Below are 25,301 nucleotides of genomic sequence, written 5' to 3' on the forward strand. Positions count from 1 at the left end.
TGATTATGAAGTATGTCTGCACAGTTTGCGGCTCTATTTATGACGAAGAGGCTGGCTATCCAGAGGGCGGCATTGCCCCCGGAACTGCCTGGTCTGATGTACCTGCCGATTTTGAGTGTCCTCTCTGCGGCGTAGGTAAAGATCAATTTGAGGCGGAGTAATGTCTCAAGACAGAAAGGATTGCTCTACTATGATTTATGAAGCATGGAAGGACAAAACGGCACAGTTTCAGACGGTAGATGTCCGGCATATTCAGGGAAATTTTTTCCCAGGTTTGCGCAATAAGGCAGCGGCTCTGGAGATTGGAGAGGGCTTGCACATCGTGCAGACATTCCGTCCCCATCCACTCTACCAGGCCCTAGAGGAATTGGGCTTCGATCACTATACGGAAGAGAGATCTCCGACAGAATTTCATGCATATTTCTACCGCACAGAAAAGAAAAGCCAAGAAAAAAACACCCCATTTCGCCCTCTGGCGCTTCTGAATTATCCCATGATCGACGAGGACTTAGGACACATCGCAGCCGATTTCTGGGAGCTCACCTGGCAAAATTCCAAACGCACATTGTCCTATGATATGCGGCTGTTGCTTTCCTTGACCAATGCTGTCGGTGCCGGCCGCATGCGTCAGGCGACCAGAGAGCTGGTAAAGGCATATCATCACGGGGTAGAGTCTGCCGCATTGGACGATGTATTCGAGCTTTTGGCCTGGAATCAGGGAATTGGATTTTTCAGTTCTGAGATTGGCCCATCTTCCCTGTTTCGGGCATATAAGCTGATTAAAACAATGGAAAAGCAGGGCAAATGCCGGGAAGAGATCTGCGAGAAGCTTCAGGAAAACTTCGGAGAGAAGAATCCGGAAGTACAGGTATAAAACAACACGAAGGAGTATATCGATGGAAAATAAAATGTTTTGTTATCAGTGTCAGGAGACCGCTGGATGCAAGGGCTGCACCATGGTGGGCGTGTGCGGCAAGAAGCCGGATGTAGCCGCCATGCAGGATTTGCTGGTGTATGCGAGCAAGGGAATCTCCGCTGTCACCACTGCACTGCGCAAAGAGGGTAAACCCGTTTCTGCCGAGATCAATCATCTGATCACCCTGAACCTGTTCACCACCATCACCAACGCCAACTTTGATAAGGAGAGCATTGAGGCGCGCATCCATGCTACGCTGGATGCTAAGGAGGAACTGCTCTCTCAGTTGAGCAACACCGCAAACCTGCCCGAAGCCGCTCTGTGGGACGGCTCCGGCGACTGGGAGGAGAAGGCCAAGACTGTGGGCGTTCTCTCCACTGAGAATGAGGATGTCCGCTCCCTCCGCGAGCTCATCACCTACGGCCTGAAGGGCCTGTCCGCCTACTCCAAGCACGCCAACGTGCTGCTTCAGGACGACGAGGAAGTAGACGCCTTCCTGCAGCGCGCCCTGGCCGCCACGCTGGACGACACCCTCAGCGTGGACCAGCTGGTGGCGCTGACACTGGAGACCGGCAAGTACGGTGTCTCCGGCATGGCATTGCTGGACAAGGCGAATACCACCGCCTATGGCAATCCTGAAATCACCAAGGTCAACATCGGCGTGGGCAAGAATCCGGGCATCCTGGTGTCCGGCCACGACCTGCGGGATCTGGAGATGCTGCTCGAGCAGACGCAGGGCACCGGTGTAGATGTGTACACCCATTCCGAAATGCTGCCCGCACACTACTATCCGGCCTTTAAGAAGTACCCCAACTTTGTGGGCAACTACGGCAATGCCTGGTGGAAGCAAAAGGAAGAGTTTGAATCCTTCAACGGCCCGATTCTGATGACCACCAACTGCATCGTGCCTCCCAAGGACAGCTACAAGGGCCGCCTGTACACCACCGGCGCCGCTGGCTATCCCGGCTGCAAGCACATCCCCGGCGAGATCGGGGAGCAGAAGGACTTCTCTGCCATCATCGAGCATGCCAAGAAATGTGCACCTCCTACGGAGATCGAGACTGGCGAAATTATCGGCGGATTTGCGCACGCGCAGGTTTTTGCGCTGGCCGACAAGGTGGTTGAGGCTGTGAAGTCCGGCGCAATCAAGAAGTTTGTGGTGATGGGCGGCTGTGACGGCCGGGCCAAGAGCCGCGACTACTACACTGAGTTTGCCAAGGCTTTGCCGAAGGATGCCGTCATCCTCACCGCCGGCTGCGCCAAGTATAAGTACAACAAGCTGCCGCTGGGCGACATCGGCGGTATCCCCCGCGTGCTGGACGCCGGCCAGTGCAACGACTCCTATTCCCTGGCGGTCATCGCGCTGAAACTCAAAGAAATTTTCGGTCTGGATGATATCAACGACCTGCCCATTGTCTACAACATCGCATGGTATGAGCAGAAGGCCGTCATTGTCTTGTTGGCTCTGTTGTATCTGGGTGTTAAGAATATCCATCTTGGCCCCACCCTGCCCGCTTTCCTCAGCCCCAATGTGGCAAAGGTTCTCGTTGAGAACTTCGGCATTGCAGGCATCGGCACGGTCGAGGACGATATGAAGCTGTTCTTCGGCGAGAACGCCTGATAAAATGTATAAAAAATGTGGGCGGAAAATATTTTTCGCCCACATTTCTTATGATTATGCAAAAGGATTTTCGGTTGGATACGGCAAATTTTTAGGCTGGTTATACGCAATATCATCTACACCCAAGAACTTAAATACCTCGAAGAGGTACTTTCCCACGTGAGAGAACGCCACAGCACCATGATGGGGGTATCCCTTCTGTATGAGTACGTGACGATAGAAACGGCCCATTTCAGGAATCGCAAACACACCAATGCCGCCAAAGGACTTCGTAGCCACATCCAGAATCTCACCCTGCGCAATATACGCCCGCAGATCTCCATTGCTGTCGCACTGGAGTCGGTAGAAGGTAATGTCACTAGCAGCGATATCGCCCTCTAAGGTACCGCGAGAAATGTCAGGCTCACTGCCGGCGGGTTCCAAAACCCGATGCTGAATCAGCTGGTATTTCACCGCCCGATCCGCGCACATCTTACACGAGGGGGTATTGCCGCAGTGAAAACCCATAAAGGTGTCCGTGAGGGTATATTGTTCATAACGGCTCTTGATATGCTCCTCAAACATCGAGGCAGGAACTGAGTTATTGATGTCTAGCAGAGTTACCGTATCTCCAGATACACACATGCCTATGTACTCGCTGAGGGCACCGTAAACATCCACCTCGCACGCTACAGGAATGCCGCAAGTCACCAAACGAGAATTGACATAACAGGGTTCAAAGCCAAACTGGCTGGGGAAGGCCGGCCAGCACTTATCTGCAAATGCGACATACTTTCTGGCCCCCCTGTGTTCCTCTGCCCAATCCAGAAGCGTTAACTCGAACTGGGCCATGCGGGCATTGAGATCAGGATAATATTTCCCCTCCCCCATCTCCCTAGCCATATCCTTGCACACATCGGGTATGCGTGGGTCATTCTCATGAGCCTTATAAGCAACCAGATGGGGGCGTTGCAGGCAAAAAAGTCCTGTGGACGCGGACCGAAGGTAATGATCTTCAGATTCTGGATGCCAATGACCGCACGCGCAATGGGGATAAACTGCGTAATCATGTCCGCAATCTCCGCGGCAGTACCCACGGGATACTCCGGAATATACCCTTTCAGGTGACGCATACCCAAGTTGTAAGAGCAATTGAGCATGCCGCAGTAAGCATCGCCTCGTCCGTCAATCAGATCTCCGTCTCCCTCGGCAGCAGCTACGAACATGCAGGGACCGTGAAAATGTTTAGCGATTAGGGTCTCGGGAGTCTCAGGCCCGAAATTACCCAGAAACACTACCAGCGCATTGCAATTCGCTTTGTTCACATCCTCCACAGCACGGAGCATATCCTGCTCATTTTCCACTGTCACGGGACACTCATACAAATCCTCCCCACGATACGCCTGTACAATGTTGGCGCGACGCTTCTCAGACAAAACAACGGGGAAGCAATCTCGGGATACGGCAATGATGCCTAACTTCACTACCGGAATATTACTGCCTAACATAATATTTTTCCTTTCTATTCCTAATTTTTTAAATATACGGTGTAATGTCAATATTGGCTCCGGTCAGTCCCACAACCGCACCGTTTTGTGCTTCGTTCGACTCCCGGTGAGCCAACAGCCACTTGTTCCGAGCCGCCATCCGAACGTCCTCTTGATTTCCTGGCTGAAAATTCGGCTTATTCGTATTGGTGCCGCGAGGCAGCACGACTAACACCTTGAATCCCTGGCCCTGTTTGGCGCTGCACGGCGCATAGTGCAGAGACGTTGCATAGACCTCCACCAAAACCCCCGCCGGCACCAAAAAAGCGCGGATCTTAGCCGTGTCAAACATGCCGTTTTCGTCTATATCTTTCTGCTTACCCAGCAAAAGAATGAAGTCGGACACCCCAAAGTTTACCTCACTGTTCCGATGGTATTCCAGACAATTGAGCTCGGTGTTGTGTCCGTTGCACCACCCCATCTGAATGGGCATGCCTCCGTACTGCCGATCTTGCAGCTCCTGAGTCACCGCCAGCATCTGCAATTCAGGCTGTTCAGGCACATACTCTACTCCCGCGGGCAACGGGGTTGCCTGATCCAGCGTTTTAAGCAGCTCGTTCACATCGTAGCCTGTAATCACCTGCCCATATTCTCTGAAGGCAGGATCGTACACAGAATCAATTTTCATATTTTTTCTCCTTACAGCAGATGGGGAAAGACGCCTTTCAGCGCCGGATAAATCGTAGAAAACTGCTGATAACGTTTGTCATATTTATCCACCAGCACAGGATCCGGCTCCACCGTGTCCACCACCTGCACCAACGCATCGCAGGCCGCCTGCACCGTGGGATACACGCCGCAGGCTACCATGGCCAGCATGGCTCCGCCCATACCGGGTCCTTGTTCCGAGGCAACCAGATCCAGCTTCAAGTTGAGAACATTGGCGAAAATAGTTTTCCATAAGGTACTTTTGGCGCCACCGCCGCAGATTTTACTGCGCTCCATACGGATACCCAGTTTTTTTGCCACCTCAAAGCTATCCCGGATGGCAAAAGCCACTCCCTCCAACACAGCTTGTGTCAAATCAGCCCGTGTTGTATTCAGGGTGATGCCGGTGAAGGTACCTCTGGCGTTCGTATCGTTGATAGGAGAACGTTCTCCCATGAGGTAAGGGAGGAAAAATACATGGTTTTCCCCCAATTGGTCCAGAGTAATGGGCTCTTGCTCTGCCTGATAGTCCCGGGTTTGGAAAATGTCCTCCATCAGCCATTTGTTGCAGGACGCAGCAGACAGCATGCAACCCATCAAGTGATAGTGGCCGTCAGCGTGGGCAAAGGCGTGTAGCGCGTTGTTGTCATCCACGCGAAAAGCCTCGCTGGAGATAAACACGGTTCCGGATGTACCCAAAGAGATGTTACATCCTCCGTCTCCCACCGTACCTGTGCCTATCGCAGCAGCAGCATTGTCGCCAGCACCGGCAGCCACCACAACCGCTTCCGATAGTCCCAGTTTCCGGGCCATCTCAGGCTTCAAAGTCCCTACTGCTTGATAAGACTCAAACAATTGGGGTAACTGCGTCTCTCTGATGTGGCAGATGTTCAGCATCTCCTTTGACCAGCACCTGTGCTCCACATCCAAAAGCAGCATGCCCGAGGCATCAGATACATCGGTGCAGTGCACCCCGGTCAGCATGTAGTTGATATAATCCTTAGGCAGCATGATTTTTGCGATTCTGGCAAACAGTTCCGGCTCATGCTTCTCCATCCACAATAGTTTGGGAGCAGTAAACCCAGCAAAAGCAATGTTAGCGGTATACCGACTGAGCTTGTCTTTGCCGATCACATTATTCAGGTATTCCACTTCTTGCACAGTACGTCCGTCGTTCCACAGGATAGCGGGACGAATCACTTTGTCCTGATCGTCCAGCACCACCAGACCGTGCATCTGACCACCTGCCCCAATGCCCGCCACCTGACTGGGATCAGAACCCTGCAGCAGTTCAGGGATTCCCTCTTCCACAGCGTGCATCCAGTCATCCGGATTTTGCTGACTCCATCCTATCTGCGGAAACTCCAGCGGATACTCTTTCGATACAACATTCTTGATCCGACCTTGCTCATCCATCAAAAGCAGTTTGACAGCAGAGGTTCCAAGGTCGATGCCTATGTATAACATATCTGTTCTCCTTCGTTAAGCTAAATATCGATCTCGATATTGTTTTGGGGTCATACCCATTACCTTTTTAAAAGCCTGTCCAAAATGGCTTTGAGAAGAAAATCCCAATTGATAAGCAATTTCACCATATGTTTCCTTCGTATGACGCAAAGCTTTCAATGAGGAATATATCTTCTGCTGTGTAATGTAGTCCACCAGCGAAATACCTTCTTCTTTCATAAATAGTTGAGAAAGATAGTTGCGGGTAACACACAGTTCATCTGCCAACTGCGTGACAGTAATCTTTTGATGAAGCCGTTTTTCAACTTCCTCCTTGCATTTGGTTACAAGTGTATTTTTCTGCATACCATTGATATGATCACGTACAAGAGTAGCGTAGTGCACCTCAGCCTGACGCGCTAATGCGGTGACCTCATCTACATGCAGAAGTTCTTCCACCTGTAAAACATATGCATCGGACAAAGAATAGGCGATCTCAGAAGGTATTCCGCCTGCAATGGCAGAACGGCTAGACAAAGCAATGAGTGTAATTGCTATGTTTTTGGAATGGCGCAGAGGATTTTTTGCTAATGTTCCTACTTCACCCACATAGGTTTCCCTAAAACTTTGGCAAAGGGATTCTAAATCTCCACGCCGAATACTATCCTGCTCTCGTTCTTCCTGGCTGTATGGATTGTGAACCTTGCCTTGTTCATTATAGGAAGAATAAACGTCATCTAATTTTTCCCGCACGACCTCTTTAAAAGAAGTATCCTCTATACCGTGTGTCATGATTTCTGTCCAACTCAGATAGATGCCGGTTAGATGATGATACAGCATGGACACAACGGAAAAGAAAAATTCCATCGTGCAAGAAGAGACGTGATATGGTCTTTGTGAATCATCGATGTGATGGAGTCGAGCAACTTGTTGAGATATTTCCTGATTGCGCCGTAAAAGACAACAAGGACCGATAATAAAAATCCCCTGCTCTTTCGCGTGTATGATTGCATAAACTACGGCGTCCAATTCAAAATACAGTTTGGGCACGCAGGCTGACGCTTTTCCCAACAGTAGAGTTTGAAAGTCTCGATCACACTGAAGCGGATCTGGGCATCCACCCTGTTCTGCGTAAGTGAATTGATACTTTGCATGATGATCATAATGTCGAATGGGCACATGGCTCAGATGAACCAGATGGCTGCACAACTCTGTTGTGTCTAACACGGTAAGTCACCTGCCTCTCAAATATATTTTACCAGCAAGAACCAGAAGAAGTCACCTAATAATACAGGATTTCCATAAAAACTTACCGAACCATAAAGGGGCGAACTATGGGCCTGTGTCCATAGTTCGCCTTTTCTTTAATCATCTACGGCACGGTCTTCGTCGGCCAGATACTCAAAGAAATCAAAGTCGGCATAATGACAGTGTTTGACCCGATCAGCACAGGTAATACCCACCATGGTACCGGTAAACTCTCCAAATTTGCAATACTCATCGGAAAAATGAGCGGTGGCAAAGCAACGCCCAATGGTATGATATACCTGATTATCATAACTCCAGGAAAACTGCGCTCTGCGTCCCTTTATCGTCAAACGCAGATAAATCGACACATCATCAACCGGAATACGGGTATTGAGAAACTCCGTCTTCTCCCCGTTCTCCAAATGGATGATAGACAACGCGCTGCATCCCAAGGTTTCACTGAAATACTTACGAAGATTGATGTAATTCATGTTATCGTAGTAAAGAATGAGACCAGCACTGTGCTGATGCACCTCGGGAGTGAACTCCATTTTGGTGGTGATCCGAGCGTGAACACTGGTGAGCTTACGGGCCAAGATACTTACCTTATTCAGTGAAGTGCGAGATTCCTGACCGCGCAAGCGCACCCATCCGGGACGAGCGGTAACATCGGCAAAACGAGTGGGCATGATGCGAGGTGCATAGTAGAAATTACCGAGTTCCGGACGATCGAAGTCATCAAACGCTGGAGGCATCTGAAGGGGAACCTCCGGTAAACTGGACTCCGGCACCTCCATCTTTGCCAGATTGGAGCCGTCCGCCATGCGCAGCCAACCATCCTCCGTCCACATCATCTTTTGGATGGCGGTTTCACGTCCCAGCGTGCAGCTAAGCTCAGGAACAAACGGACGCGCACACAGATGCACCAGATAAACCTCGCCGGTGGGCAACTCTACATAACTGCCATGACCAGATTTTTGCAGTACAGAATCCGGATTGAAATACTTAGGCTTCAGGTGATCCGGGTCGCTACGCTCGTAGGACTCGCCGGGAACACTGGTGACAATGGGGTTTTGGGGATCTTTCTCGTAAGGACCCCACACCTGAGTGCTACGCCCCATAGTAACACAGTGGTTATATCCCGTGCCCCCCTCCGCACACATAATATAATAATACTTCCCGCGCTTGGTAAGGTGAGGCGCCTCAATGCAACCGCGGTCAGTGCCGCCACGCCATATCCGCTTGGGATAGCCTATAATCTCCCGCTTGACCGGATCATATTCTACCATACAGATGGCGCCGGGCTTTTCATAACCCAGACGGGTCTCCCACTCCAAAGAAACAATATACTTCTTACCGTTGTCATCATGAAAGATGGAGGCATCAAAACCCGAGGAGTGCAGATACACCGGCTCGCTCCAAGGACCGCGAATATCCTTGGCGGTAATGAGATAGTTATCCACATCGAAGTAGCGGGCGTTCATAGAATTCATCACGCCGTAGACGACATAAAACTGATCCTCTGCCTCGCAATAGGTCAAACAGGGCGCCCAGATTCCCTTGGCGCTTGGCAGCTTTTTCAGATCCACCTTTTCATCATCGGTAAGAACATGGGTGTAAAGCTCCCAGTGCTTCAGATCCTTGGAATGATAAATCGGTATACCGGGAAACCATTCAAACGTGGATACTGCCAGATAATAGTCCTCTCCCTTACGGCAAATACAGGGGTCCGGGTTAAAGCCCGGTAAAATGGGGTTTTTAATCATAGTAAGGACGCCTCCTTTTACACGTTCCCTTTTGCTCTCTTTTGCAGGTCGGCAATAATACCGCTGAACTCTTTGTCAAGATGCCAGAACTTCATAATGATAAGTCCACACACATATACAACAATGGGTATCCAAACGAAGCAAATCTCGATGGACACAAGCGCCTTCGCAGTCTGCACTGCCGCTTCGCCCACATAGCCACCCAGCTCCAAAATGAGACCCAAAAGGGCGGAGCCAATGCCGTTGCCGATCTTATATCCGAAGCTGCAAGCACTGTTTACGAGACCTTCGGTTCGATAGCCAGTTTTCCACTCACCATAATCAATGGTATCCGATACCATCGCCCACATCGTTGCACCACCGCAGGCGTTACCAATGCCACGAATCACACTGGAGACCACGATCAGGTTCATTGCACCCCCAGAATAATTCAGCACCAGCATGCCCACGATGTCAAAAACGAGCCCAAGGGCAAATACGTTTCGCTTAGCAAACCGTTTGACCAGCATGGCGATGAAGAACATGCTCACGATCTGAACCACATTGAAAATCCCGTTAATGGTTGCCACCAAATCCTTATCGCCAAGAATATCCTTTGCGTAATAAACCGTCGCACCTCCGTTGACAGAGTACATTAAGAAGAAAAGCGCGAGCATCCCCGTGATCATAATCCAATACTTATTCTGGAACAACGCCTTTACGCCTTTCGCAAACGGGACATCTTCCACTTTACCATCCTTCACAGCAGGACGAACACGCTCCGTGGTTCCAAAGAAGTTAATGAGGAATGCCACAACAGAGAGGGCGCCGAATAACACAAAGGCTTTGGTCCATGCGGAAGCGTTGTTGCCAAACATCTCCACCAAAGGGAGAGTAAATGTATTGATAACCAGCGTTCCAGCGGTAGCCAGCAGATTGCGGAAAATACTCAGGACGGATCGTTCATAAGGGTCCTGTGTCATCAGAGCATTCAGGGCGGAATAAGGAACATTGATAGCCGTATAGATTATGGTGGAAACCAGATTGTATGTAATAAATACGTACACCAGCTTGGCGGCAGAGGGCCAGGTTGTCGGCACGGAGAACAGCAGCACGCCCGACACCGCAAAGGGGATGCACATCCGCAGCAGCCACGGTCTTGCCTTACCGAAGCGGGATTTTGTGCGGTCTACGATAACACCCATGATAATGTCGCTGATGCCGTCAAACACTCTGGATATGAGCATGATTACGCCCACAGCCGCACTGCTCACCCCGGCATAATCGGTATAATAGAACATGAGGTATACCGACATGGCGGTGTAGATAATGTTACAACCAAAGTCACCGCATCCATAAGAGAAGCGTTCAAGCACTTTACGGAAAGTCAATCTTTCTTTTTCCATAGTTTTCCCCTCATTCCTTTAATTTTTTTGCACGCAGCTTTCAATGCCGTCGACCGGAAACCAGCCTTCTGCGACGCTTTTTCCAAAGTCCCAGCAATCCCAGCCATACCAGTTGGTGTCGTTAGTAGGATCCAAAAGCAGTTTATAATTCCAGTAGTAGTGCCCGCTCCCGCTGTTCCATGCATCCAGTTGCGCCTGTGCGATCGCACGGTAGAGCTGCCTGCGACTTGCATCAGAAAGACGATGGTCTTGCTGAGAAAAGTCCATGCCGTTAAGGACGGACTGTCCACCCTTGGTATCTATGCCTACAGCCAACGAATTGAATAAGCTCCACTCGCCGCAGATGACATCCACATACTCCTGTACCTGCGCAATTTCCGTAGCATAGTGGTTCTGGATATAGGCCAGATACCCCTCCAAAGTCTGTTCACAGCCCATCGCTTCGGCAACCATCAGATATTGATGTGTGTCCAAAATGACATTATGAAAATTCCCATTCTGGAAGAAGTCTTTCCATGCATGCAGCTGGAATCCATCATGAAAGACCACATACTTATCCGCGTCCATATGTTTGCGAATGCGTTCATAGGCTTTCGCATAAAAGTCATAGAGAAATTCCAAGGTGATGGGGGCGCTTCCTTTGGCAAGCTCTGCATCCACAGGCGGATAACGGTTGGAAATATCATAAGTGTCCCATACAGCATCCGTAAGCGGCTCATTGAGCGGCTCAATCCCCAACAGCCCCTGCCGCTTTCCATAACGCTGCGCTAACCGCTCTAAAAGATCCAAAACGAAGTCCACTTCCTCTGGAATCTGACTCCATTTGCATACGCCGGAAATGCCTCCATTATCAAAGCCATTCTGGCTCATGGGAACGGTATGCAAATCAAGCAAGATCGTAAGCCCGTACTTTTCCGCCCAATTAAAGGCTTTATCTAATTCGTCGATACCCCCCACAAAGGGCGGACGATCACCAAAAATGAAGTACGGAATAGGAATCCGTACACTGTTGAGCCCCAGTTGGGCAATGTACGCGAAATCCCGTTCAGAGATATACTCACTGCGATGAATTTTAAGCCTCATTTCCAGCATCTGCGGAGACAATTGGTAGGACAAGTAGTATTCATCTTCCGCAGTGCTTCCGTAAAACAGTGCAGGACTCATCCACTTTTCCAACACCAACCAGTTACCCAGGTTTACACCGTTGATTTTTTTCATGACATTCTTTCCTCTTTCGTTTTTTGTGTTCCACCTTGAGAAAAGTATACTGATGTGCAATCCGAGATTATATCAAGATAGTAAGAATGATGTCATAAATGAATGATGACTGACATTTTCTTATAAAATAAATAAAACTACAGAGCATTTTTTGTTTATAATATATAAACCAATACAGGATCCCTAAAAGAATTACGTTCAAAACCATTTTTATAATGCTCCTTAAGCAAAATTGCATAACAAGCTGTATGGTCTTTTTTGTGCGGAAATTAGCGCGCCGCCGGTGGAGCTCGGTGATGTGGGAGCACAGGCGGTAACGGAAGAAGCACAGTCGGCAAGCAATTCAAGTCAAGAAGAAGCCGGACTGCATAACACCGCGACGTACACCGCACAGCTTGGCGCCGCCGCTGGTGCGTTTCACATCCGCACCGAAACCCGCCGTACATACAGCTTTATGGCGGCGCGCGGAGCGAAAAGCGGTTCCTCGGCGAGCGCTACGACCACCTAAAGCAGCGCAAAAAGATGGCTTGCGAATTCTATACGCTTGTGCGCCGCGAGACACAGGAGTATCAGGAGCGTGCCATGTATCTGATCGACAGCGGTCGCCAGAGTCCGTCTATCATGGAGCGCTGGATCCGACGCATTGACGATCTGAAACAAAAAAACAGCGCTATGAGGCGCTGTTCAGAAAGAAGCTGAGTGAAACCGACGCAGAATTCGATTCCTTGCAGCTGTATTCGCAGGAATTGCAGATTCGGGCGATGGGATTCGGATGCTGAGAGCAGCATAAAACAAACGAAAAAAGGTGGCTGTAACAGCCACCTTTTTTCTCGACAGACTGAAAGCTGTCCGAAAGGACAGCTTTTTCTTATCGCGGTTCTACGTTCACGCGTTTTCCATGATTGCATTAACGGCAGTCTTGGTGTCGGTCAGCGGGAACAGCTCGTAGCCGACGCGGCCGGTGTAGCCGCAGGTCTCGAGGTGGGAGATCACCTTTTTGTAGTTGATCTCGCCCGTACCCGGTTCGTGACGGCCGGGCGCGTCCGCCACATGGATGTGGCCGAACGTATCGCCGTACTTGGTGATCGTGTCGCAGATGCAGCCCTCGTTGATCTGCATATGGTATACGTCATACAGCAGTTTGAGCCGCGGCGAGCCGATCAGGCGAACGATCTCCGCGCCCATCTGGGTGGTCGCGAGGAAGTTGCCGACGTGATCGGTTGTGATGTTAAGCGCCTCCAGATTGAGGTTGATGCCCTCGGTCTCCGCGAGCTTGGCGCAGTCGAGCAATATGTCGTACATCGAGCACAGCTTGACCGTGTGCGACAGGTTGTTGTAATGGTTCACCACGATGCCGCCTTCGCCGAGCGCGTTGGAGTGAATGGTCACGCTGGCAGCGCCGACCTTTTTCGCGGCGGCGATCGACTGTTTGAGATAGTCGATGTATTTTTGCTTATGGGTCGGATCGACGAGCGAATAGTCCGCATCGCCGTTAAAGCCTGAAATGGCTATGCCTGCCTTTTCCGCGGCGGCACGGGTCGCGTCCAGATCGCGGATGCGCCAGTCCCAGAACTCGACGGCTTCAAAGCCGTCGTCCTTGGCGGCCTGAAAACGGTCCAGCCAGTCCAGTTCGGTGTACAGCGTGTCAATGCACGCGCATTTTCTCAGTGCCATTGTGATAAGTCTCCTCCTGATGGATAGTGAGCGGGTGGTGATGGTATTTACCAATACCATCATACCGCCCGCAGTTCAATTATTCAATTTCGGAAATTTTGACCGGACGGTCCTCGTGCAGGGACTTGGTGGCCGCAGCCGCCATCAGAACCGGATACAGACCATCTTCGCCGGTAACCGGGGCTTCCTTGTTATTGACAACCGCGTCGGCAAATGCCTGTATCTCGGCCACAAATGCGCCGGTGTATCGGTCCCACATGACCTTGTACGCCACACCGTGCACCGTGGACAGCACGGTGATGCCTTCGCGGTAGCCTTCCATACGGGCGGTGTTGGTTGCGTCGCCCTGTACACCGGCAATCTCAATGCATTTGATCTCTTCCCAGCCGGCTGCCTGAGCAGCTTGCTACGGCCGCCTTTGCGCCTTCCTTGGCAGCCTCTTTGTTGCCGGTGCCGATAAAGCTCAAGCACTTATCCGAGTCAATATTCGTGTCGAAAGCAACGACCGATTTATCGGTGTTGGCAATTGCAGTAGCAATCGCTTCGGATTGCAGCGGAGCAATCAACTAGCCGTCGTAAGAATCGACTGAAAGATCTGTGGTGAGCATGTTCAGCTGCTCCTCATAAAAGGTTTCTCCCGGAGGACCCTTGATAGACAGCTTGACCAGATCGGGATGTTCCTTTTCGTAGGCTTCCGCACCGGCCTGAATAATCTGCCAGAACTCGGATGCATTGGTCTTGAGAATCATGCTGATCTCAATGGGCCCTGAGCGGCCTCGCTGCCGGATGCATTGTCATCCGTTGCGGCACTCTCTTCCGAGCAAGCGGTCAGGCTGAGTGCGAACGCACCTGCCAGCAATGCAGCAAACAGTCTCTTGGTTGTCATGTGATTCATCCTTTCTCTTTTTATGTGCACATATGTGCCATGTGCTATTTGCGTGCTCATTGTATCGAATTATGCAGACACTGTCAACAACCAGTCTCGTTGAAAAGCATATGATACTGAAATGACTTTTTGGATTAAGTTAAAATAAATAGATAATTATTTTCAAAAGTAGAGAAAGAGAGCCTTAAAGTTATGTTTTCCTGAAGTGTAGAACTTTTCTGCTGATTCTTGTCTGTCTTTTACAACAAAAAACTACACGAATTACATTTTGCATTTGCGTTTTTGCATGTAATTAGCTGTATTGTTCTGCAATTTGTGAAGTTTACATTGAATCCTTGATTTTAACGATATGTGCAAAAGCACATATTTGGACAAAGTGAAGCAGAATGACACAGAGCAATTGCGAAAAACACAGAATCTGTGCTATAATAAGTGCATTCATATTTCAGCAAACACAAGTAGGGATTCTTATGAGCAATCGAGTGACCATTCAGACCGTTGCTGAGCGGGCAGGCGTTTCACGCGGTACGGTAGATCGTGTGATTAATAATCGTTCTTATGTCCGCGCTGAGGTACGTGAGCGCATCCTGCGCGCCATTAAGGAGACCGGATATGTGCCGCCACGACAAACGCAGCCGATTGAGCAACCGGATAGCTTTCCGCCGCTGCGGTTGGGCGTAGTATTGCCTAACTGGACAGGCAGCTTCAAAAACGAGATAAGCGAAGGGATTGCGAAGGCTCGCAGCGAGTTGACACCGTATCATGTTGAGATTCGCGTTTGTGTCTGTGAAACTGATCTGCCGATCGAGTGCATCGAGCATCTGGACGCTTTGGCGAGTTGGGGGGCGCAGGGTATTGCGCTGTGTGCACTGAACGATATTGTTATTGAGTCTAAGGTCAGAGAGCTGGCCAAACGAGGCATTCCGTGTATCACGTTTAATTCCGATTTGCCAGACAGCAAGCGATTGTGCTTTGTCGGGCAGGATTATGCCAAAAGCGGGCGAATCGCCGCCGAATTGCTCAGTAAATGCGTGCCACACGGTGCACACATTCTTGCCATGGTAGGCAATTTGGAATACCATGGCCATCGAACGCGATTGGATGGGTTCTGTGCGCGCATGCATGAGTTGGGCTTTTCCGCTGTTCAGATCGAAATCACCGAGACGTACAACAATTATCGTCTGACCTGCGACAAGGTTCGGCAGGCGCTGGAAAATAAGCCAGACCTTGCGGCGATCTATATGGTCAACCGCAGCGTGACCGGCTGTACGGATGCGTTGCGGCAGGCAGGTGCGGTTGGACGGGTGCATGTAATTGCACATGATGTATCTGCTCGCACCAAGTTATTGTTGCAGGAGGGCAGCCTAGATTTCACCATCACGCAGGATATGGTTCGACAGGGTTACTTGCCGCTTATCCTGCTTCGAGAGTTGTTGCATAAAGGGAATCGACCGCAGGAGGATCAGCTTTCTACTCGTATTTCCATCATCTGTTCGCAAAACATTGATTGATGTTTGATTTGTATAAAAAGAATGCGTTTCCCCGTAAGGAAACGCATTCTTGCGTTCAGTGCAACTATTTTGGTGTAATAACCAGATACATATCTTTTTGCTTCGAACTGCACCGGATATTGCTTGTAAATCATTCGATTTGTTCCGGTCGCTTTCCATCCCCGAAAAAGAAAGTTTACAGACGTGATACGGAACTATTCCACGCATCCTCTCGTCCTATTATCAAATAAAGGTTTGGTGTTCGGCACTGGTAAGACTCGATGATATTACAGTTGCCTTACAGCCTGTTGATAACCTAATTGATTCCCGTCAAAACGATACAAAGGAGGGTGCTTGATGAAAAAAATGCATTGTTTTTTAGCATGCACTGTTGCAGCAATTTTAATCTTTAGCACACCTGTACACGCATTCGAGCCCGCGCTGGACCCATTGCCGGATCTGTCGGACTATCCGACCCAACTGCTGGTAGACGGCCAATCGGTAAAGCAAGGGGCCATGCCCCAGTATATGGACGGGACAGTACTGCTGCCCTTGCGCAACATTCTGGAGCAGGCAGGATACACAGTCAATTGGGATACAAAAACCAAAAGCGCTGTTTTTTCCAAAAACGATGCAGAAGCATATCTGCTCTCCCTTGCAACCGGTACGCTGACACAAGATAATGCTGTTCTCTGGACAGATCCTAAAATTGTAGTGAAAAACGGGGTTACGTATGTATCGGCGGATCTGTTTGATTATGTGAAAGACATTACAGCAGATTGGGATGGTGCTACCAATGCCGCGATCGTCACCACCGAAGCGCCTCGTGATAATGTATACTGCTATGATTTGGGAGAAGGAACTCTTACTCAGGGAAGCCGGGAAATCCCCTACCGAATGCAGGGTGTCATCGGTGTGCCGGAGGGAGAGAACCATCCGGTCGTGATCATCCTGCACGGCTCACACCCCATTCGATCAGCCGCGGAAAATCGCTATGATCTGGGCTTTTCCTATTTGGTCGATCAACTGGCAGATGCCGGATATCTGGCTCTCTCGATGAACGTGGGCATTAACTACTCCTTCGAAAGCGGTGAACCGAACGGTTGCCAACGCACGGTGCAAGTAGTGGAACAGCAAAGTGCGCTCTTAAAACACGCGATGGAAGGTAAAGAGGGTATCTTCCCCTGCAACTTGAAAAACAAGGGCGACTTGAATCAGGTGATTCTGGTAGGCCATTCCCGCGCAGGCTATGATATTTTTGAAGTAATGAACCAGACTGAGATACTTGGCATTCAGGGCCTTATTTCGGCGGCGCCGTCGATAGTAAGCCCGCTGTCTGGTGCTCCTGCGAATGTACCGGTTGGCATTATTATTCCTCAGTATGACGGGGATGTAAAAAGTCTGGATGGCGGCACGCTGTTTGATCAACTGGAAAACACTCCGCAGCGCACCAGCGGAACAGATCTCATCTATCTGGAAAACGGCAACCATGGTGGGTTTAGTACAGCTCTGGTACGCCCTGATCCTTTTGCAGACCTTGATACGCTGCCGCTGGTAATGAAACCAGAGGAGCAGCGAGCATTTTTCAGCACTTATGTCATGGATTTTGTTGAAACTGTATTGGAAACTGGAAAAACGCCATTGGAGACATTTGCTTCTTTGCCGGAACAATACGCTGGCTGCCCCATTATGGCTCGGGTAGATGCCAGCGGTGATGTGCTGTATTGGGCCGCGACGGATTCTATAGCGAATCTGAAAACCACCGATACCGTGGCCGAATCAGTGAATGCCTGCAGCACACTGGACCACACCGCAGGCTCTTTCCGCATTCCGGGCAGCTTTATGCAATATGACTTGACTCGTGTGCGCTGGGAGAAAGCTGGGGCCTCCGTTACCATCCCGGTATCGGCAGATCTGAGACAGGCATCCTATTTGCAAATTGATCTGGCGCAAGACAGTGGCGATGAACGCAACCGCCAACAGGATCAAAGCATGACCGTGACGCTGCGGGACGAAAACGGTCAGAATGCCTCCGTGCAGGTAGAGGCAGGGACTCCAGCCCTTACTTGGCAAGAGGGCACAGTAGAAAGCATCCCAATAACCGGACAAGAGGACCTGTTCCAGTACAGCACGTTCACGCCTTTGGGAACTGTTCGGTTGAACCCGAAAGATTTTGACGGCGTAAATCTGGGACAGATCACACAAGTAACACTGACTTTCGATCGGCCTTCCGGCAGCATCATGCTGCGCGAGATACAATCGGTAAAATAAAGCTGTTCCTGATCCATACATCAGGATATTGATATTGCAGGGGGCAACAACATGTTGTCTGAGTTTTTTGATTCGGCGGTATTTGAAGTGACCCTAAAAAGTTAGACAATATTATCAAGAAAGCATTGTTCAAGCAGCCGAAAGGGCTTGCTGTCTGTAAAACACAGGCAGCAAGCCCTTCTGCTTTTTCTTGATATAAAATGCATCCGATTCGCAATAGCAGGACTTTCTTCCAAAGCTCCCATCACGACTCGCCGGTCAATCATATATAGACGGCTATCCCGGCTCCGGCAGACTGCGGTACACAATACACGGGCGGCCGCCGGTACTGTAATCCATTTCGCTTTCGACGATATTCTGTTCTGACAGGTAGTTCATATAGCGGCGCACAGTAACAACCGACAGGCCAACGTGCGACGCAATATCATCACTGGTATGCTTTTCTTCAGGTTTGGATCGGAGATAACGTTTGATTCGCTCGAGCGTTTGGGCTTGCAGTCCTTTCGGCGGTGTGGAAGAAACTGCAGAAAGATTGCCATGGGTATCGGAAAACAGCGCGCGATCCAGCAATCCCTGATTAATGGTACCGTTTTGTATCGCCTCACGTCGTTGGCAAAAGTGCTCCAGCGCCAGCTGAAAGCGCTCATATGCAAACGGCTTGACCAAATAGTCGATTACCCCCAGCCGCATCATTGTCTGAACAGTTTCTGCATCGTTTGCGGAAGTAACCATAATAACATCCGCATTCACTCCTTTCACCCGGAGGATATGCAGCAGCTCGGATCCGTTCATCTGCGGCATGAAAACATCCAGCACAATCAAATCAACCGCATGATTCTGCAAATAAACCAGCGCAGGGTTGGCTGAAGAAAAGGTTTTAACAACAGTAAAACGATGATCCTGATCGATATAGCGTGCATTTAGGCGAGTGATAATAGGATCATCTTCAATAATTACGGCGGTATACATAATGCCTCCTGCTCTTTTCAATAGGGGTCGATGACGGTAATGATAAACGAAGTTCCAGCCCCGGGTTCGGATTCGACCCGGATGGCGCCATGATAGGACGAAATCATATCCTGTACCAGAGACAGGCCGGTGCCATGTCCATTCCCCTTGGTGGAATAGCCTCGCTTAAAGATGCGCTGAACAGTTTCAGGAGACATGCCGGGACCGGTATCGTCTACGCTGATCAACAGGCCGTGTTCGCCATCCTGGATGCTGACGGTGATCTCGCGAGGCGCAGAATCCGGTACATTCCTTAGTGCATCAAATGCATTTTCCGTAAGATTTCCAATGACAGTCACCAATCCGCCAGCAGGCATATACCGATTATCCACGCCGAGATGGCTGGATGGCGTGAGCACAAACCGGATGCCAAGTTCCGCTGCGCGATAGGCTTTGCCAATCAAAAGCGCAGCGATAGAAGGCTCATGGATTCGGTCCGAGATAAAGCTGATGGACTGCGCGCGGGTTTGCGTGATTTGCAGTACATAGTCCTCTGCTTGTTTTATCTCACCAAGCTGCAGCAGGCCAAGGATCACATGAAGCTTATTGGTGAATTCATGCGTATAGGAGCGCAGTGCTTCCAAGATGTGGCGTACACCGGTCAGATCCTGTGCCAGCTGAATAACCTCTGTTCGGTTGCGGAAAATCGCAACTGCGCCCTCAATTTTTCCATTGCGCCAAAGCGGGATACGGTCCGAGAGGACAGCAATATGTTTAATCGATTCCAGACTGACGTTATACTCTGCGCAGCCGGTCTTCATTACGCGCGCGATGGTAGAACGGGGATAGAACGTGCTGAGCAGTTGGCCAAGTGCGTCCTGCTGTGTTGTCTTCAGCATATCGGCCGCAGCCCGGTTGAGATAAGTGATGCGTCCGGTCAGGTCAATGGCAAGAAGTCCCTCATCCAGCGCGTTCAGAATATCGCTGCGCTGCAGAAACAGGCGGCGGAAGGCATCCGGTTCGTATCCAAGCAGCTCCTGCTTGATGTGCCTGGTCAGGCGCAGGCTGAGCAGATTGCCGAGCATCAGCGCAGCGATGGCGATGATCAGATGCAGCATGAGAGTGCTCAACACGGTTTGATGAATGGAGCGCATATAGATAGCCGCCATTGCAAAACCGCTCACTTGGCCGCTGCTATCATAAATCGCAGCGTATGCACACCGATCTGCATTAGCGGGAGCTTCATGGTTATACAGCAGCGTTGTTCCCCCCGTTCGAAAATAAGAGAGAATATCCTCGCTCAGCGACGGCAGTCCGGACAGTTCGCTTGAGTTCGAGTCAAGATCATAAAACGCGGTTGGATTGCCCGCAGCATCATAGACAGCGAAAACGTCAATTGCAGGGACCTCGCGCACCGTGTGCTCTACATATTCCTGCAGCCTATCCATATTGTCATTTTCCATCAGCAAGGACGTGCCTGCCGCCACCTGAACCGCGCTCAAAAGCGCCTGATCGCGCACTTTAGCGTCCTGCTTCAAGCTGATCCACAGGCTCGCACTAAAGGCCAGCAGCATTGTAACACCGATGCAGACCACCAAAATCCTTCGAATTTGCCCATATAACTGCACAGATGGGGTGCTGCATTCCATCAACACTCCCCCTCCTTTTTCGTTTTTCTCTATCATAACATAATTGGCGAAACGCATCAAATTAAATCAGGCGCAAGCGACAGAAACCGGCATTTTGCGCATTTTGTTTTTTTTACTTTCGTAAGGGAACGATTTCACATTTCTGTCGCTATAATAGGTCACAAAGTTGAAAAATAAAAAGGGGGGATACCTGTTGGAGGCAATCAAAGCGGAACTCAATGCGCAGCTGCAAACACATACGGCATTTGAAATCCCACTGTTCGGCGGAATACCGGTACCGGAATCCGCAGTCGTTACATGGGCGATCATGCTTGTGCTCACGCTCGCAGCAATCTGGCTGACGCATGGGATGCGCAAAAAGCCCGGACGACGACAGATGGCCGCAGAGATGCTGGTTGGTTTTATCAACAACTTTTGCCGCGATTCGCTCGGCGAAACCCACTGGCGCACATTCGCGCCGTATCTGGGCACAGTCGGCCTGTATCTGGCTCTGGCGAATGTGTCCGGCCTGTTCGGCGTTGCTCCGCCGACAAAGGACCTGAACGTCACAGCCGGTTTGGCGCTGATGAGTGCAGTGTTAATCTACGGCGCGCAATTCCGTTATCACGGATTGGGCGGCGGGCTGAAAAAGTTCGGTGAGCCGGTGGCAATTGTGGCGCCGCTCAACATTATGGAGATCGGCATCCGTCCATTGTCGCTTTGTATGCGTCTGTTCGGCAACATTTTCGCGGGCTTTGTTATCATGGAGCTCATCAAGCTGGCCGTTCCGGCCATCATACCGATTCCGTTCAGTCTGTATTTTGACGTGTTTGACGGCATGATTCAGGCGATTGTGTTTGTCTTTTTGACAACGCTATTCCTTGCGGAATCAATCGAGTAAACAACTTTGGGCAACAAAAATTAGGAGGAAATAAAAATGGGTATTGCAATTGGCGCGGGTATCGCAGTTCTGACTGGTCTTGGCGCGGGTATCGGTATTGGTTTTGCTACGGGCAAATCTTCTGAAGCAATCGCACGGCAGCCGGAATCTGCCGGCCAGATCAGCAAGAATCTGATTCTCGGCTGTGCACTGGCTGAGGCGACTGCGATTTACGGCTTCCTGATTGGTATCCTGCTCATCTTCATGGGCTGATCGGGGGCGTTATCGGATGATCCTGAATCTGAACGCTCAAATCATATGGGTATTCGTCAATCTGCTGGTTCTGTTCCTGCTGATGAAGAAATTCCTTTTCGGGCCGGTTACCAAAATGCTGGATGAGCGGGCGCAAGGCGTGTCTGATACCATCGACCAGGCGGAAAACCGTCTGGCCGATGCCGAACAGCGCAAGGCGGAATCCGACCGTCAGCTGGCGCAGACCCAGGAGGAGGCGGCGCGCATCATTGCCGCTGCCAAGCAACGCGGGGAGAGAGAATATGCGCGCCGCATTGCCGAGGCCGAGCAGGCCGTACAGCGGCTCAATGCGCAGGCCGCGCAGCAGCGTGAAGCAGACCGCGCGGCTATGCTGGCGGACGCCAAAAAGCAGATTGCGGCACTGGTGCTGCTGACTACGGCCAAGGTTTCTCAATGCCGTCTGGATGCAGATACGGATCGCACCATGCTGGATTCTTTCCTGCAGGAGGAAGCGGGTGACGCGTTATGAGCACGGTGGCGGCCCGCTATGCTGCTGCGCTGCGGGAGTCCGGCTGTACGCTGGAGGAGCTGCGGCGAACCGCAGATTATCTGACCGGTTGTGCACCGCTGTGGGAAGCGCTATGCAGCCCGGCGGTGGAAGTCCGGGAAAAGCACGCCGTTCTCGACCGTCTCCCGGACTTTACCGAACACGATAAACTGCAGCATTTCTACAAAATGCTGGCGGAAAAAGGCCGGATGCAACTGCTTCCTGAAATCGTGAAGGCATATCGCCTGCTGGAACTGCATGCAAACAAGGAAGGCCTGTGCACGCTGCGCTGCGCACGAGAACTGGATGATGCGCAGCTGAGCGAACTGGCACGGCTGCTGTGCCGCAGGCATGGCTATCAGGCAATGACGATGGAAATTATAATCGACCCGGCGGTGCTGGGCGGTTTTGTCGCCGAACTGGACGGCGTTACCTATGATAAAAGTGTAGGCGGGCAGCTTCACGCACTGGCACAAAGCCTGCAAAAGGGGTGAAAATTGTTGAACCATTCTGATGAAATTATATCCATTCTCCGCGAGGAGATTGAACAATATGATAACCGTACCCGCCGGGATGAAACCGGCACGGTTCTCGAAATCGGCGACGGAATCGCAACTGTTTACGGTCTGGGTCGCGCAGTATACGGCGAGCTGGTGGAATTTGAAACCGGGGTGCGCGGCGTCGTGCTCGGGCTGGAGCGCGACAGCGTAGGCGTTGTCCTTCTCGGCAGCGAGACCGGGCTGCATGAAGGCTCTCAGGTTCGTCGCACCGGTCGCGCGGCAGATGTGCCGGTCGGTGATGCAATGCTCGGCCGAACGGTCAACGCTCTGGGTGAGCCGATTGACGGTCTGGGACCGATCGCCTGTACTGAGACACGCCCAATCGAACGCGAAGCACCGGGCGTTGTCACACGTGAGCCGGTCAATCAGCCGCTGCAAACCGGTATTCTGGCAATCGATGCGATGGTGCCGATCGGCCGCGGACAGCGTGAATTGATCATTGGCGACCGGCAGACCGGCAAGACTTCGATCGCTGTGGATGCAATCCTGAACCAAAAGGGCCAGAACGTGATCTGCATCTATGTTGCGATTGGCCAGAAGGCGTCCACGGTCGCTAAGCTGCGCGGCACGCTGGAAAAACACGGCGCGCTGGAATACAGCATTATTCTTTCAGCAACCGCAGCCGATTCTGCGCCGCAGCAGTACATTGCGCCTTATGCGGGAGCGGCGATCGGCGAATATTTTATGGAAAAAGGCCGAGACGTGCTGATTGTCTACGACGACCTGACCAAGCATGCAGTCGCCTACCGAACCCTGTCGCTGCTGCTGCGCCGCTCGCCGGGTCGCGAGGCGTATCCGGGCGATGTATTCTATCTGCATTCTCGTCTGCTCGAGCGCGCCTGCCATCTGACCGAAAAATACGGCGGCGGCTCGATGACCGCGCTGCCGATTATTGAAACGCAGGCGGGCGACGTTTCCGCTTACATTCCTACCAATGTCATTTCAATCACGGATGGACAGATTTATCTGGAAAACGATCTGTTCTTTGCGGGTCAGCGCCCGGCAGTCAACGTTGGTCTGTCGGTTTCCCGTGTGGGTGGTGCTGCACAGACCAAGGCAGTCAAGAAAACAGCCGGTACTCTGCGTATCGACTTGGCTCGTTTCCGCGAGCTTGAAGTATTCACCCAATTCAGTTCGGATTTGGATAAGGATACCCGCCGGACGCTTGCCCACGGCAAACACCTGATGGAGATTTTGAAACAGCCGCTCTGCCACCCGCTGCAGGTATGGCAGCAGGCAGTTATCCTGTACGTTGCAACGAGCGGCCTGCTTTCCGATATTCCTCTTGATCGTGTCAACCAGTTTGTCCACGATTTTGCAGACAGCCTGCCCGAGACTCTGACGGGTGAGATCCAGTCCACCGGCACCCTGACCGGCACGGCGGCAGAGCAGATCCGCGAAGCGCTGGAGGCATATAAAAAGCAGGTGGGTGCGGCATGGCAGGAATAAAAGAAATCCGCACGCACATCAACAGCGTACAGCAGACGCTTAAGATCACAAATGCAATGTATCTGATCTCGTCCTCCAAGCTGCGCAAGGCGCGGCAGCAACTGAATAGCGTAGAGCCGTACTTTTTGAAGATCACATCCACGATCTCAGATATTCTGCATCGTTCGCCTGAAATTGAACACATCTACTTTGACAAGCGGGCAGATGTAGCTGAGCACAAAGTAGGCTTTATCGTTATTACCGGAGACAAGGGACTGGCTGGCGCTTATAATCACAATGTCCTGCGTCTGGCCGAGGAACACTTGGCGAAAGTCGCGCATCCGACTCTTTTCTTGATAGGACAGACGGGGCGCAGTTATTTTGCAGCGCGCAACATCCCGATTGACGGCGAGTTTATGTATACTGCACAGGATCCGACCGTATCGCGGGCACGTGATATTGCCGATACTTTTATTCGATTATTCCGTACACGGGAGCTTGACGAGGTCTATGTGGTCTATACCGAAATGGTCTCGCCGGTACGGCTTGAGCCCAAGGTGCGCAAGCTGCTGCCGCTGGATATCGACGCCTTCCAATGGGAACCGCGGCAGAGCGAGGCCGGTCCATACCGGCAGACGGTTACCTATGTGCCCTCGGCTGACCGGGTGCTCAGCCAAGTTGTACCTGCCTATGTCAAGGGCACGCTGTTCGGTGCGCTAGTCGAGTCATTCTGCTCAGAGCAGAACGCCCGTATGACGGCGATGGACACCTCAACCGATAATGCGCGTGATATGCTCAAGACGCTTTCACTGCGCTATAATCGTGCGCGCCAAGCAGCCATTACGCAGGAAATTACCGAAATTGTAGGCGGCGCCCAAACCAAAGAGAACGACCTGCCGCAGCACCGGCAGCAAAAGCCGACGCGCGTAATTCGCTTCCTAGCGGATGGCAGTCGCGCATAGA

At 51.2% G+C, this 25,301-nt stretch carries 26 protein-coding genes and 1 pseudogene; 13 read left to right on the forward strand and 14 right to left on the reverse strand.

What is annotated here, in order from left to right; genetic code table 11:
* Positions 1-5 precede the first annotated feature (5 nt).
* Genes ACESSO_RS05040 through hcp form a run of 3 tightly spaced genes read left to right on the forward strand, consistent with a single transcriptional unit; the run spans position 6 to position 2,537 of the window.
* Entirely contained in the window at positions 6-161 is a 156-nt protein-coding gene (locus tag ACESSO_RS05040; RefSeq protein WP_373163943.1) for a rubredoxin, read from the forward strand.
* A 29-nt stretch (positions 162-190) separates the two neighbouring features.
* Positions 191-874 (forward strand): DUF2249 domain-containing protein, encoded by a 684-nt coding sequence (locus tag ACESSO_RS05045; protein WP_373163944.1) that lies wholly within the window; start codon positions 191-193, stop codon positions 872-874.
* Positions 875-896: 22 nt separating this feature from the next.
* On the forward strand, positions 897-2,537 hold the full coding sequence (hcp, locus tag ACESSO_RS05050) for a hydroxylamine reductase (protein ID WP_373163945.1): 1,641 nt from the start codon (positions 897-899) through the stop codon (positions 2,535-2,537).
* A 54-nt stretch (positions 2,538-2,591) separates the two neighbouring features.
* Here the strand turns inward: hcp and ACESSO_RS05055 are convergent.
* The 7 genes and pseudogenes from ACESSO_RS05055 to ACESSO_RS05085 all read right to left on the reverse strand — a co-directional run bounded on the left by ACESSO_RS05055 (position 2,592) and on the right by ACESSO_RS05085 (position 11,774).
* A pseudogene (locus tag ACESSO_RS05055) lies at positions 2,592-4,024 on the reverse strand (L-fucose/L-arabinose isomerase family protein).
* A gap of 28 nt (positions 4,025-4,052) precedes the next feature.
* On the reverse strand, positions 4,053-4,691 hold the full coding sequence (locus ACESSO_RS05060) for a DUF4867 family protein (RefSeq protein WP_373163946.1): 639 nt from the start codon (positions 4,689-4,691) through the stop codon (positions 4,053-4,055).
* Between the two features lie 11 nt (positions 4,692-4,702).
* The gene (gene xylB, locus ACESSO_RS05065) at positions 4,703-6,178 is read right to left on the reverse strand and encodes a xylulokinase (protein WP_373163947.1); all 1,476 of its coding nucleotides are present in this window, start codon (positions 6,176-6,178) and stop codon (positions 4,703-4,705) included.
* 15 nt (positions 6,179-6,193) lie between these two features.
* Entirely contained in the window at positions 6,194-7,384 is a 1,191-nt protein-coding gene (locus ACESSO_RS05070; protein ID WP_373163948.1) for a helix-turn-helix transcriptional regulator, read from the reverse strand.
* Positions 7,385-7,521: 137 nt separating this feature from the next.
* Complete coding sequence (locus tag ACESSO_RS05075; protein WP_373163949.1) at positions 7,522-9,171, reverse strand: glycoside hydrolase family 43 protein; 1,650 nt, start codon at positions 9,169-9,171, stop codon at positions 7,522-7,524.
* 17 nt (positions 9,172-9,188) lie between these two features.
* On the reverse strand, positions 9,189-10,556 hold the full coding sequence (locus ACESSO_RS05080) for an MFS transporter (protein ID WP_373163950.1): 1,368 nt from the start codon (positions 10,554-10,556) through the stop codon (positions 9,189-9,191).
* Positions 10,557-10,574: 18 nt separating this feature from the next.
* Positions 10,575-11,774, reverse strand: coding sequence for a glycoside hydrolase family 5 protein (locus ACESSO_RS05085; protein WP_373163951.1), 1,200 nt, complete (start codon positions 11,772-11,774; stop codon positions 10,575-10,577).
* Between the two features lie 298 nt (positions 11,775-12,072).
* On the opposite strand from ACESSO_RS05085, the gene ACESSO_RS05090 reads away from it, so the two are divergent.
* Together ACESSO_RS05090 and ACESSO_RS05095 are read left to right on the forward strand one after the other, a co-directional pair.
* Positions 12,073-12,282 carry a hypothetical protein gene (locus ACESSO_RS05090; protein WP_373163952.1) on the forward strand — a complete coding sequence of 70 codons (210 nt, stop codon included), beginning with the start codon at positions 12,073-12,075 and terminating at the stop codon, positions 12,280-12,282.
* A 14-nt stretch (positions 12,283-12,296) separates the two neighbouring features.
* Positions 12,297-12,473, forward strand: a complete 177-nt coding sequence (locus ACESSO_RS05095) for a DUF6744 family protein (RefSeq protein WP_373163953.1) — start codon at positions 12,297-12,299, stop codon at positions 12,471-12,473.
* Between the two features lie 186 nt (positions 12,474-12,659).
* Here ACESSO_RS05095 and ACESSO_RS05100 read toward each other — a convergent pair whose 3' ends face one another.
* The 5 genes from ACESSO_RS05100 to ACESSO_RS05120 all read right to left on the reverse strand — a co-directional run bounded on the left by ACESSO_RS05100 (position 12,660) and on the right by ACESSO_RS05120 (position 14,334).
* Positions 12,660-13,448 carry a TIM barrel protein gene (locus ACESSO_RS05100; protein WP_373163955.1) on the reverse strand — a complete coding sequence of 263 codons (789 nt, stop codon included), beginning with the start codon at positions 13,446-13,448 and terminating at the stop codon, positions 12,660-12,662.
* A 79-nt stretch (positions 13,449-13,527) separates the two neighbouring features.
* Positions 13,528-13,770 (reverse strand): Gfo/Idh/MocA family oxidoreductase, encoded by a 243-nt coding sequence (locus ACESSO_RS05105; protein WP_373163956.1) that lies wholly within the window; start codon positions 13,768-13,770, stop codon positions 13,528-13,530.
* A gap of 40 nt (positions 13,771-13,810) precedes the next feature.
* Positions 13,811-14,014 (reverse strand): hypothetical protein, encoded by a 204-nt coding sequence (locus tag ACESSO_RS05110; RefSeq protein ID WP_373163957.1) that lies wholly within the window; start codon positions 14,012-14,014, stop codon positions 13,811-13,813.
* On the reverse strand, positions 14,015-14,197 hold the full coding sequence (locus ACESSO_RS05115; RefSeq protein WP_373163958.1) for a hypothetical protein: 183 nt from the start codon (positions 14,195-14,197) through the stop codon (positions 14,015-14,017).
* A complete protein-coding gene (locus tag ACESSO_RS05120) occupies positions 14,194-14,334 on the reverse strand; it encodes a hypothetical protein (protein WP_373163959.1) in 141 nt (46 codons plus the stop codon). Before ACESSO_RS05120 ends, ACESSO_RS05115 begins: the two co-directional genes overlap by 4 nt.
* Before the next feature lie 470 nt (positions 14,335-14,804).
* Between ACESSO_RS05120 and ACESSO_RS05125 the strand changes: the two genes are divergently transcribed.
* Together ACESSO_RS05125 and ACESSO_RS05130 are read left to right on the forward strand one after the other, a co-directional pair.
* On the forward strand, positions 14,805-15,845 hold the full coding sequence (locus ACESSO_RS05125; protein ID WP_373163960.1) for a LacI family DNA-binding transcriptional regulator: 1,041 nt from the start codon (positions 14,805-14,807) through the stop codon (positions 15,843-15,845).
* 336 nt (positions 15,846-16,181) lie between these two features.
* The gene (locus tag ACESSO_RS05130) at positions 16,182-18,095 is read left to right on the forward strand and encodes a stalk domain-containing protein (protein WP_373163962.1); all 1,914 of its coding nucleotides are present in this window, start codon (positions 16,182-16,184) and stop codon (positions 18,093-18,095) included.
* A 276-nt stretch (positions 18,096-18,371) separates the two neighbouring features.
* Here ACESSO_RS05130 and ACESSO_RS05135 read toward each other — a convergent pair whose 3' ends face one another.
* Positions 18,372-19,064 (reverse strand): response regulator, encoded by a 693-nt coding sequence (locus ACESSO_RS05135; protein ID WP_373163963.1) that lies wholly within the window; start codon positions 19,062-19,064, stop codon positions 18,372-18,374.
* Between the two features lie 17 nt (positions 19,065-19,081).
* Positions 19,082-20,692: an ATP-binding protein gene (locus tag ACESSO_RS05140; RefSeq protein WP_373163995.1), complete on the reverse strand. Its 1,611-nt coding sequence runs from the start codon at positions 20,690-20,692 to the stop codon at positions 19,082-19,084.
* Positions 20,693-20,885: 193 nt separating this feature from the next.
* On the opposite strand from ACESSO_RS05140, the gene ACESSO_RS05145 reads away from it, so the two are divergent.
* Genes ACESSO_RS05145 through atpG form a run of 6 tightly spaced genes read left to right on the forward strand, consistent with a single transcriptional unit; the run spans position 20,886 to position 25,300 of the window.
* Entirely contained in the window at positions 20,886-21,572 is a 687-nt protein-coding gene (locus ACESSO_RS05145) for a F0F1 ATP synthase subunit A (RefSeq protein ID WP_373163964.1), read from the forward strand.
* Positions 21,573-21,608: 36 nt separating this feature from the next.
* A complete protein-coding gene (gene atpE / locus ACESSO_RS05150) occupies positions 21,609-21,824 on the forward strand; it encodes an ATP synthase F0 subunit C (RefSeq protein ID WP_373163965.1) in 216 nt (71 codons plus the stop codon).
* Positions 21,825-21,840: 16 nt separating this feature from the next.
* Positions 21,841-22,332 carry a F0F1 ATP synthase subunit B gene (gene atpF, locus ACESSO_RS05155; protein ID WP_373163966.1) on the forward strand — a complete coding sequence of 164 codons (492 nt, stop codon included), beginning with the start codon at positions 21,841-21,843 and terminating at the stop codon, positions 22,330-22,332.
* The gene (gene atpH, locus ACESSO_RS05160; RefSeq protein WP_373163967.1) at positions 22,329-22,844 is read left to right on the forward strand and encodes an ATP synthase F1 subunit delta; all 516 of its coding nucleotides are present in this window, start codon (positions 22,329-22,331) and stop codon (positions 22,842-22,844) included. The genes atpF and atpH overlap by 4 nt, the downstream gene beginning before the upstream one ends.
* Positions 22,845-22,850: 6 nt before the next feature.
* Positions 22,851-24,359 (forward strand): F0F1 ATP synthase subunit alpha, encoded by a 1,509-nt coding sequence (atpA, locus tag ACESSO_RS05165; protein ID WP_373163968.1) that lies wholly within the window; start codon positions 22,851-22,853, stop codon positions 24,357-24,359.
* Positions 24,347-25,300: an ATP synthase F1 subunit gamma gene (atpG, locus tag ACESSO_RS05170; RefSeq protein ID WP_373163969.1), complete on the forward strand. Its 954-nt coding sequence runs from the start codon at positions 24,347-24,349 to the stop codon at positions 25,298-25,300. The genes atpA and atpG overlap by 13 nt, the downstream gene beginning before the upstream one ends.
* Position 25,301 lies beyond the last annotated feature (1 nt).

The organism is Agathobaculum sp. Marseille-P7918 (genome assembly GCF_964248325.1).
In the GTDB taxonomy this organism is placed as follows: domain Bacteria; phylum Bacillota; class Clostridia; order Oscillospirales; family Butyricicoccaceae; genus Agathobaculum.

What these genes read in the sequence shown, in the direction of transcription:
- ACESSO_RS05115 (WP_373163958.1), bottom strand. Translation starts at nt 14,197, where the DNA reads ATGATTCTCAAGACCAATGCATCCGAGTTCTGGCAGATTATTCAGGCC.
- ACESSO_RS05120 (WP_373163959.1), bottom strand. Translation starts at nt 14,334, where the DNA reads ATGACAACCAAGAGACTGTTTGCTGCATTGCTGGCAGGTGCGTTCGCA.
- ACESSO_RS05060 (WP_373163946.1), bottom strand. Translation starts at nt 4,691, where the DNA reads ATGAAAATTGATTCTGTGTACGATCCTGCCTTCAGAGAATATGGGCAG.
- ACESSO_RS05105 (WP_373163956.1), bottom strand. Translation starts at nt 13,770, where the DNA reads ATGGAAGGCTACCGCGAAGGCATCACCGTGCTGTCCACGGTGCACGGT.
- atpF (WP_373163966.1), top strand. Translation starts at nt 21,841, where the DNA reads ATGATCCTGAATCTGAACGCTCAAATCATATGGGTATTCGTCAATCTG.
- ACESSO_RS05040 (WP_373163943.1), top strand. Translation starts at nt 6, where the DNA reads ATGAAGTATGTCTGCACAGTTTGCGGCTCTATTTATGACGAAGAGGCT.
- ACESSO_RS05080 (WP_373163950.1), bottom strand. Translation starts at nt 10,556, where the DNA reads ATGGAAAAAGAAAGATTGACTTTCCGTAAAGTGCTTGAACGCTTCTCT.
- ACESSO_RS05095 (WP_373163953.1), top strand. Translation starts at nt 12,297, where the DNA reads ATGGCTTGCGAATTCTATACGCTTGTGCGCCGCGAGACACAGGAGTAT.
- ACESSO_RS05135 (WP_373163963.1), bottom strand. Translation starts at nt 19,064, where the DNA reads ATGTATACCGCCGTAATTATTGAAGATGATCCTATTATCACTCGCCTA.
- ACESSO_RS05045 (WP_373163944.1), top strand. Translation starts at nt 191, where the DNA reads ATGATTTATGAAGCATGGAAGGACAAAACGGCACAGTTTCAGACGGTA.
- ACESSO_RS05075 (WP_373163949.1), bottom strand. Translation starts at nt 9,171, where the DNA reads ATGATTAAAAACCCCATTTTACCGGGCTTTAACCCGGACCCCTGTATT.
- ACESSO_RS05100 (WP_373163955.1), bottom strand. Translation starts at nt 13,448, where the DNA reads ATGGCACTGAGAAAATGCGCGTGCATTGACACGCTGTACACCGAACTG.
- atpE (WP_373163965.1), top strand. Translation starts at nt 21,609, where the DNA reads ATGGGTATTGCAATTGGCGCGGGTATCGCAGTTCTGACTGGTCTTGGC.
- ACESSO_RS05085 (WP_373163951.1), bottom strand. Translation starts at nt 11,774, where the DNA reads ATGAAAAAAATCAACGGTGTAAACCTGGGTAACTGGTTGGTGTTGGAA.
- atpG (WP_373163969.1), top strand. Translation starts at nt 24,347, where the DNA reads ATGGCAGGAATAAAAGAAATCCGCACGCACATCAACAGCGTACAGCAG.
- ACESSO_RS05125 (WP_373163960.1), top strand. Translation starts at nt 14,805, where the DNA reads ATGAGCAATCGAGTGACCATTCAGACCGTTGCTGAGCGGGCAGGCGTT.
- hcp (WP_373163945.1), top strand. Translation starts at nt 897, where the DNA reads ATGGAAAATAAAATGTTTTGTTATCAGTGTCAGGAGACCGCTGGATGC.
- ACESSO_RS05140 (WP_373163995.1), bottom strand. Translation starts at nt 20,692, where the DNA reads ATGGAATGCAGCACCCCATCTGTGCAGTTATATGGGCAAATTCGAAGG.
- xylB (WP_373163947.1), bottom strand. Translation starts at nt 6,178, where the DNA reads ATGTTATACATAGGCATCGACCTTGGAACCTCTGCTGTCAAACTGCTT.
- ACESSO_RS05130 (WP_373163962.1), top strand. Translation starts at nt 16,182, where the DNA reads ATGAAAAAAATGCATTGTTTTTTAGCATGCACTGTTGCAGCAATTTTA.
- atpH (WP_373163967.1), top strand. Translation starts at nt 22,329, where the DNA reads ATGAGCACGGTGGCGGCCCGCTATGCTGCTGCGCTGCGGGAGTCCGGC.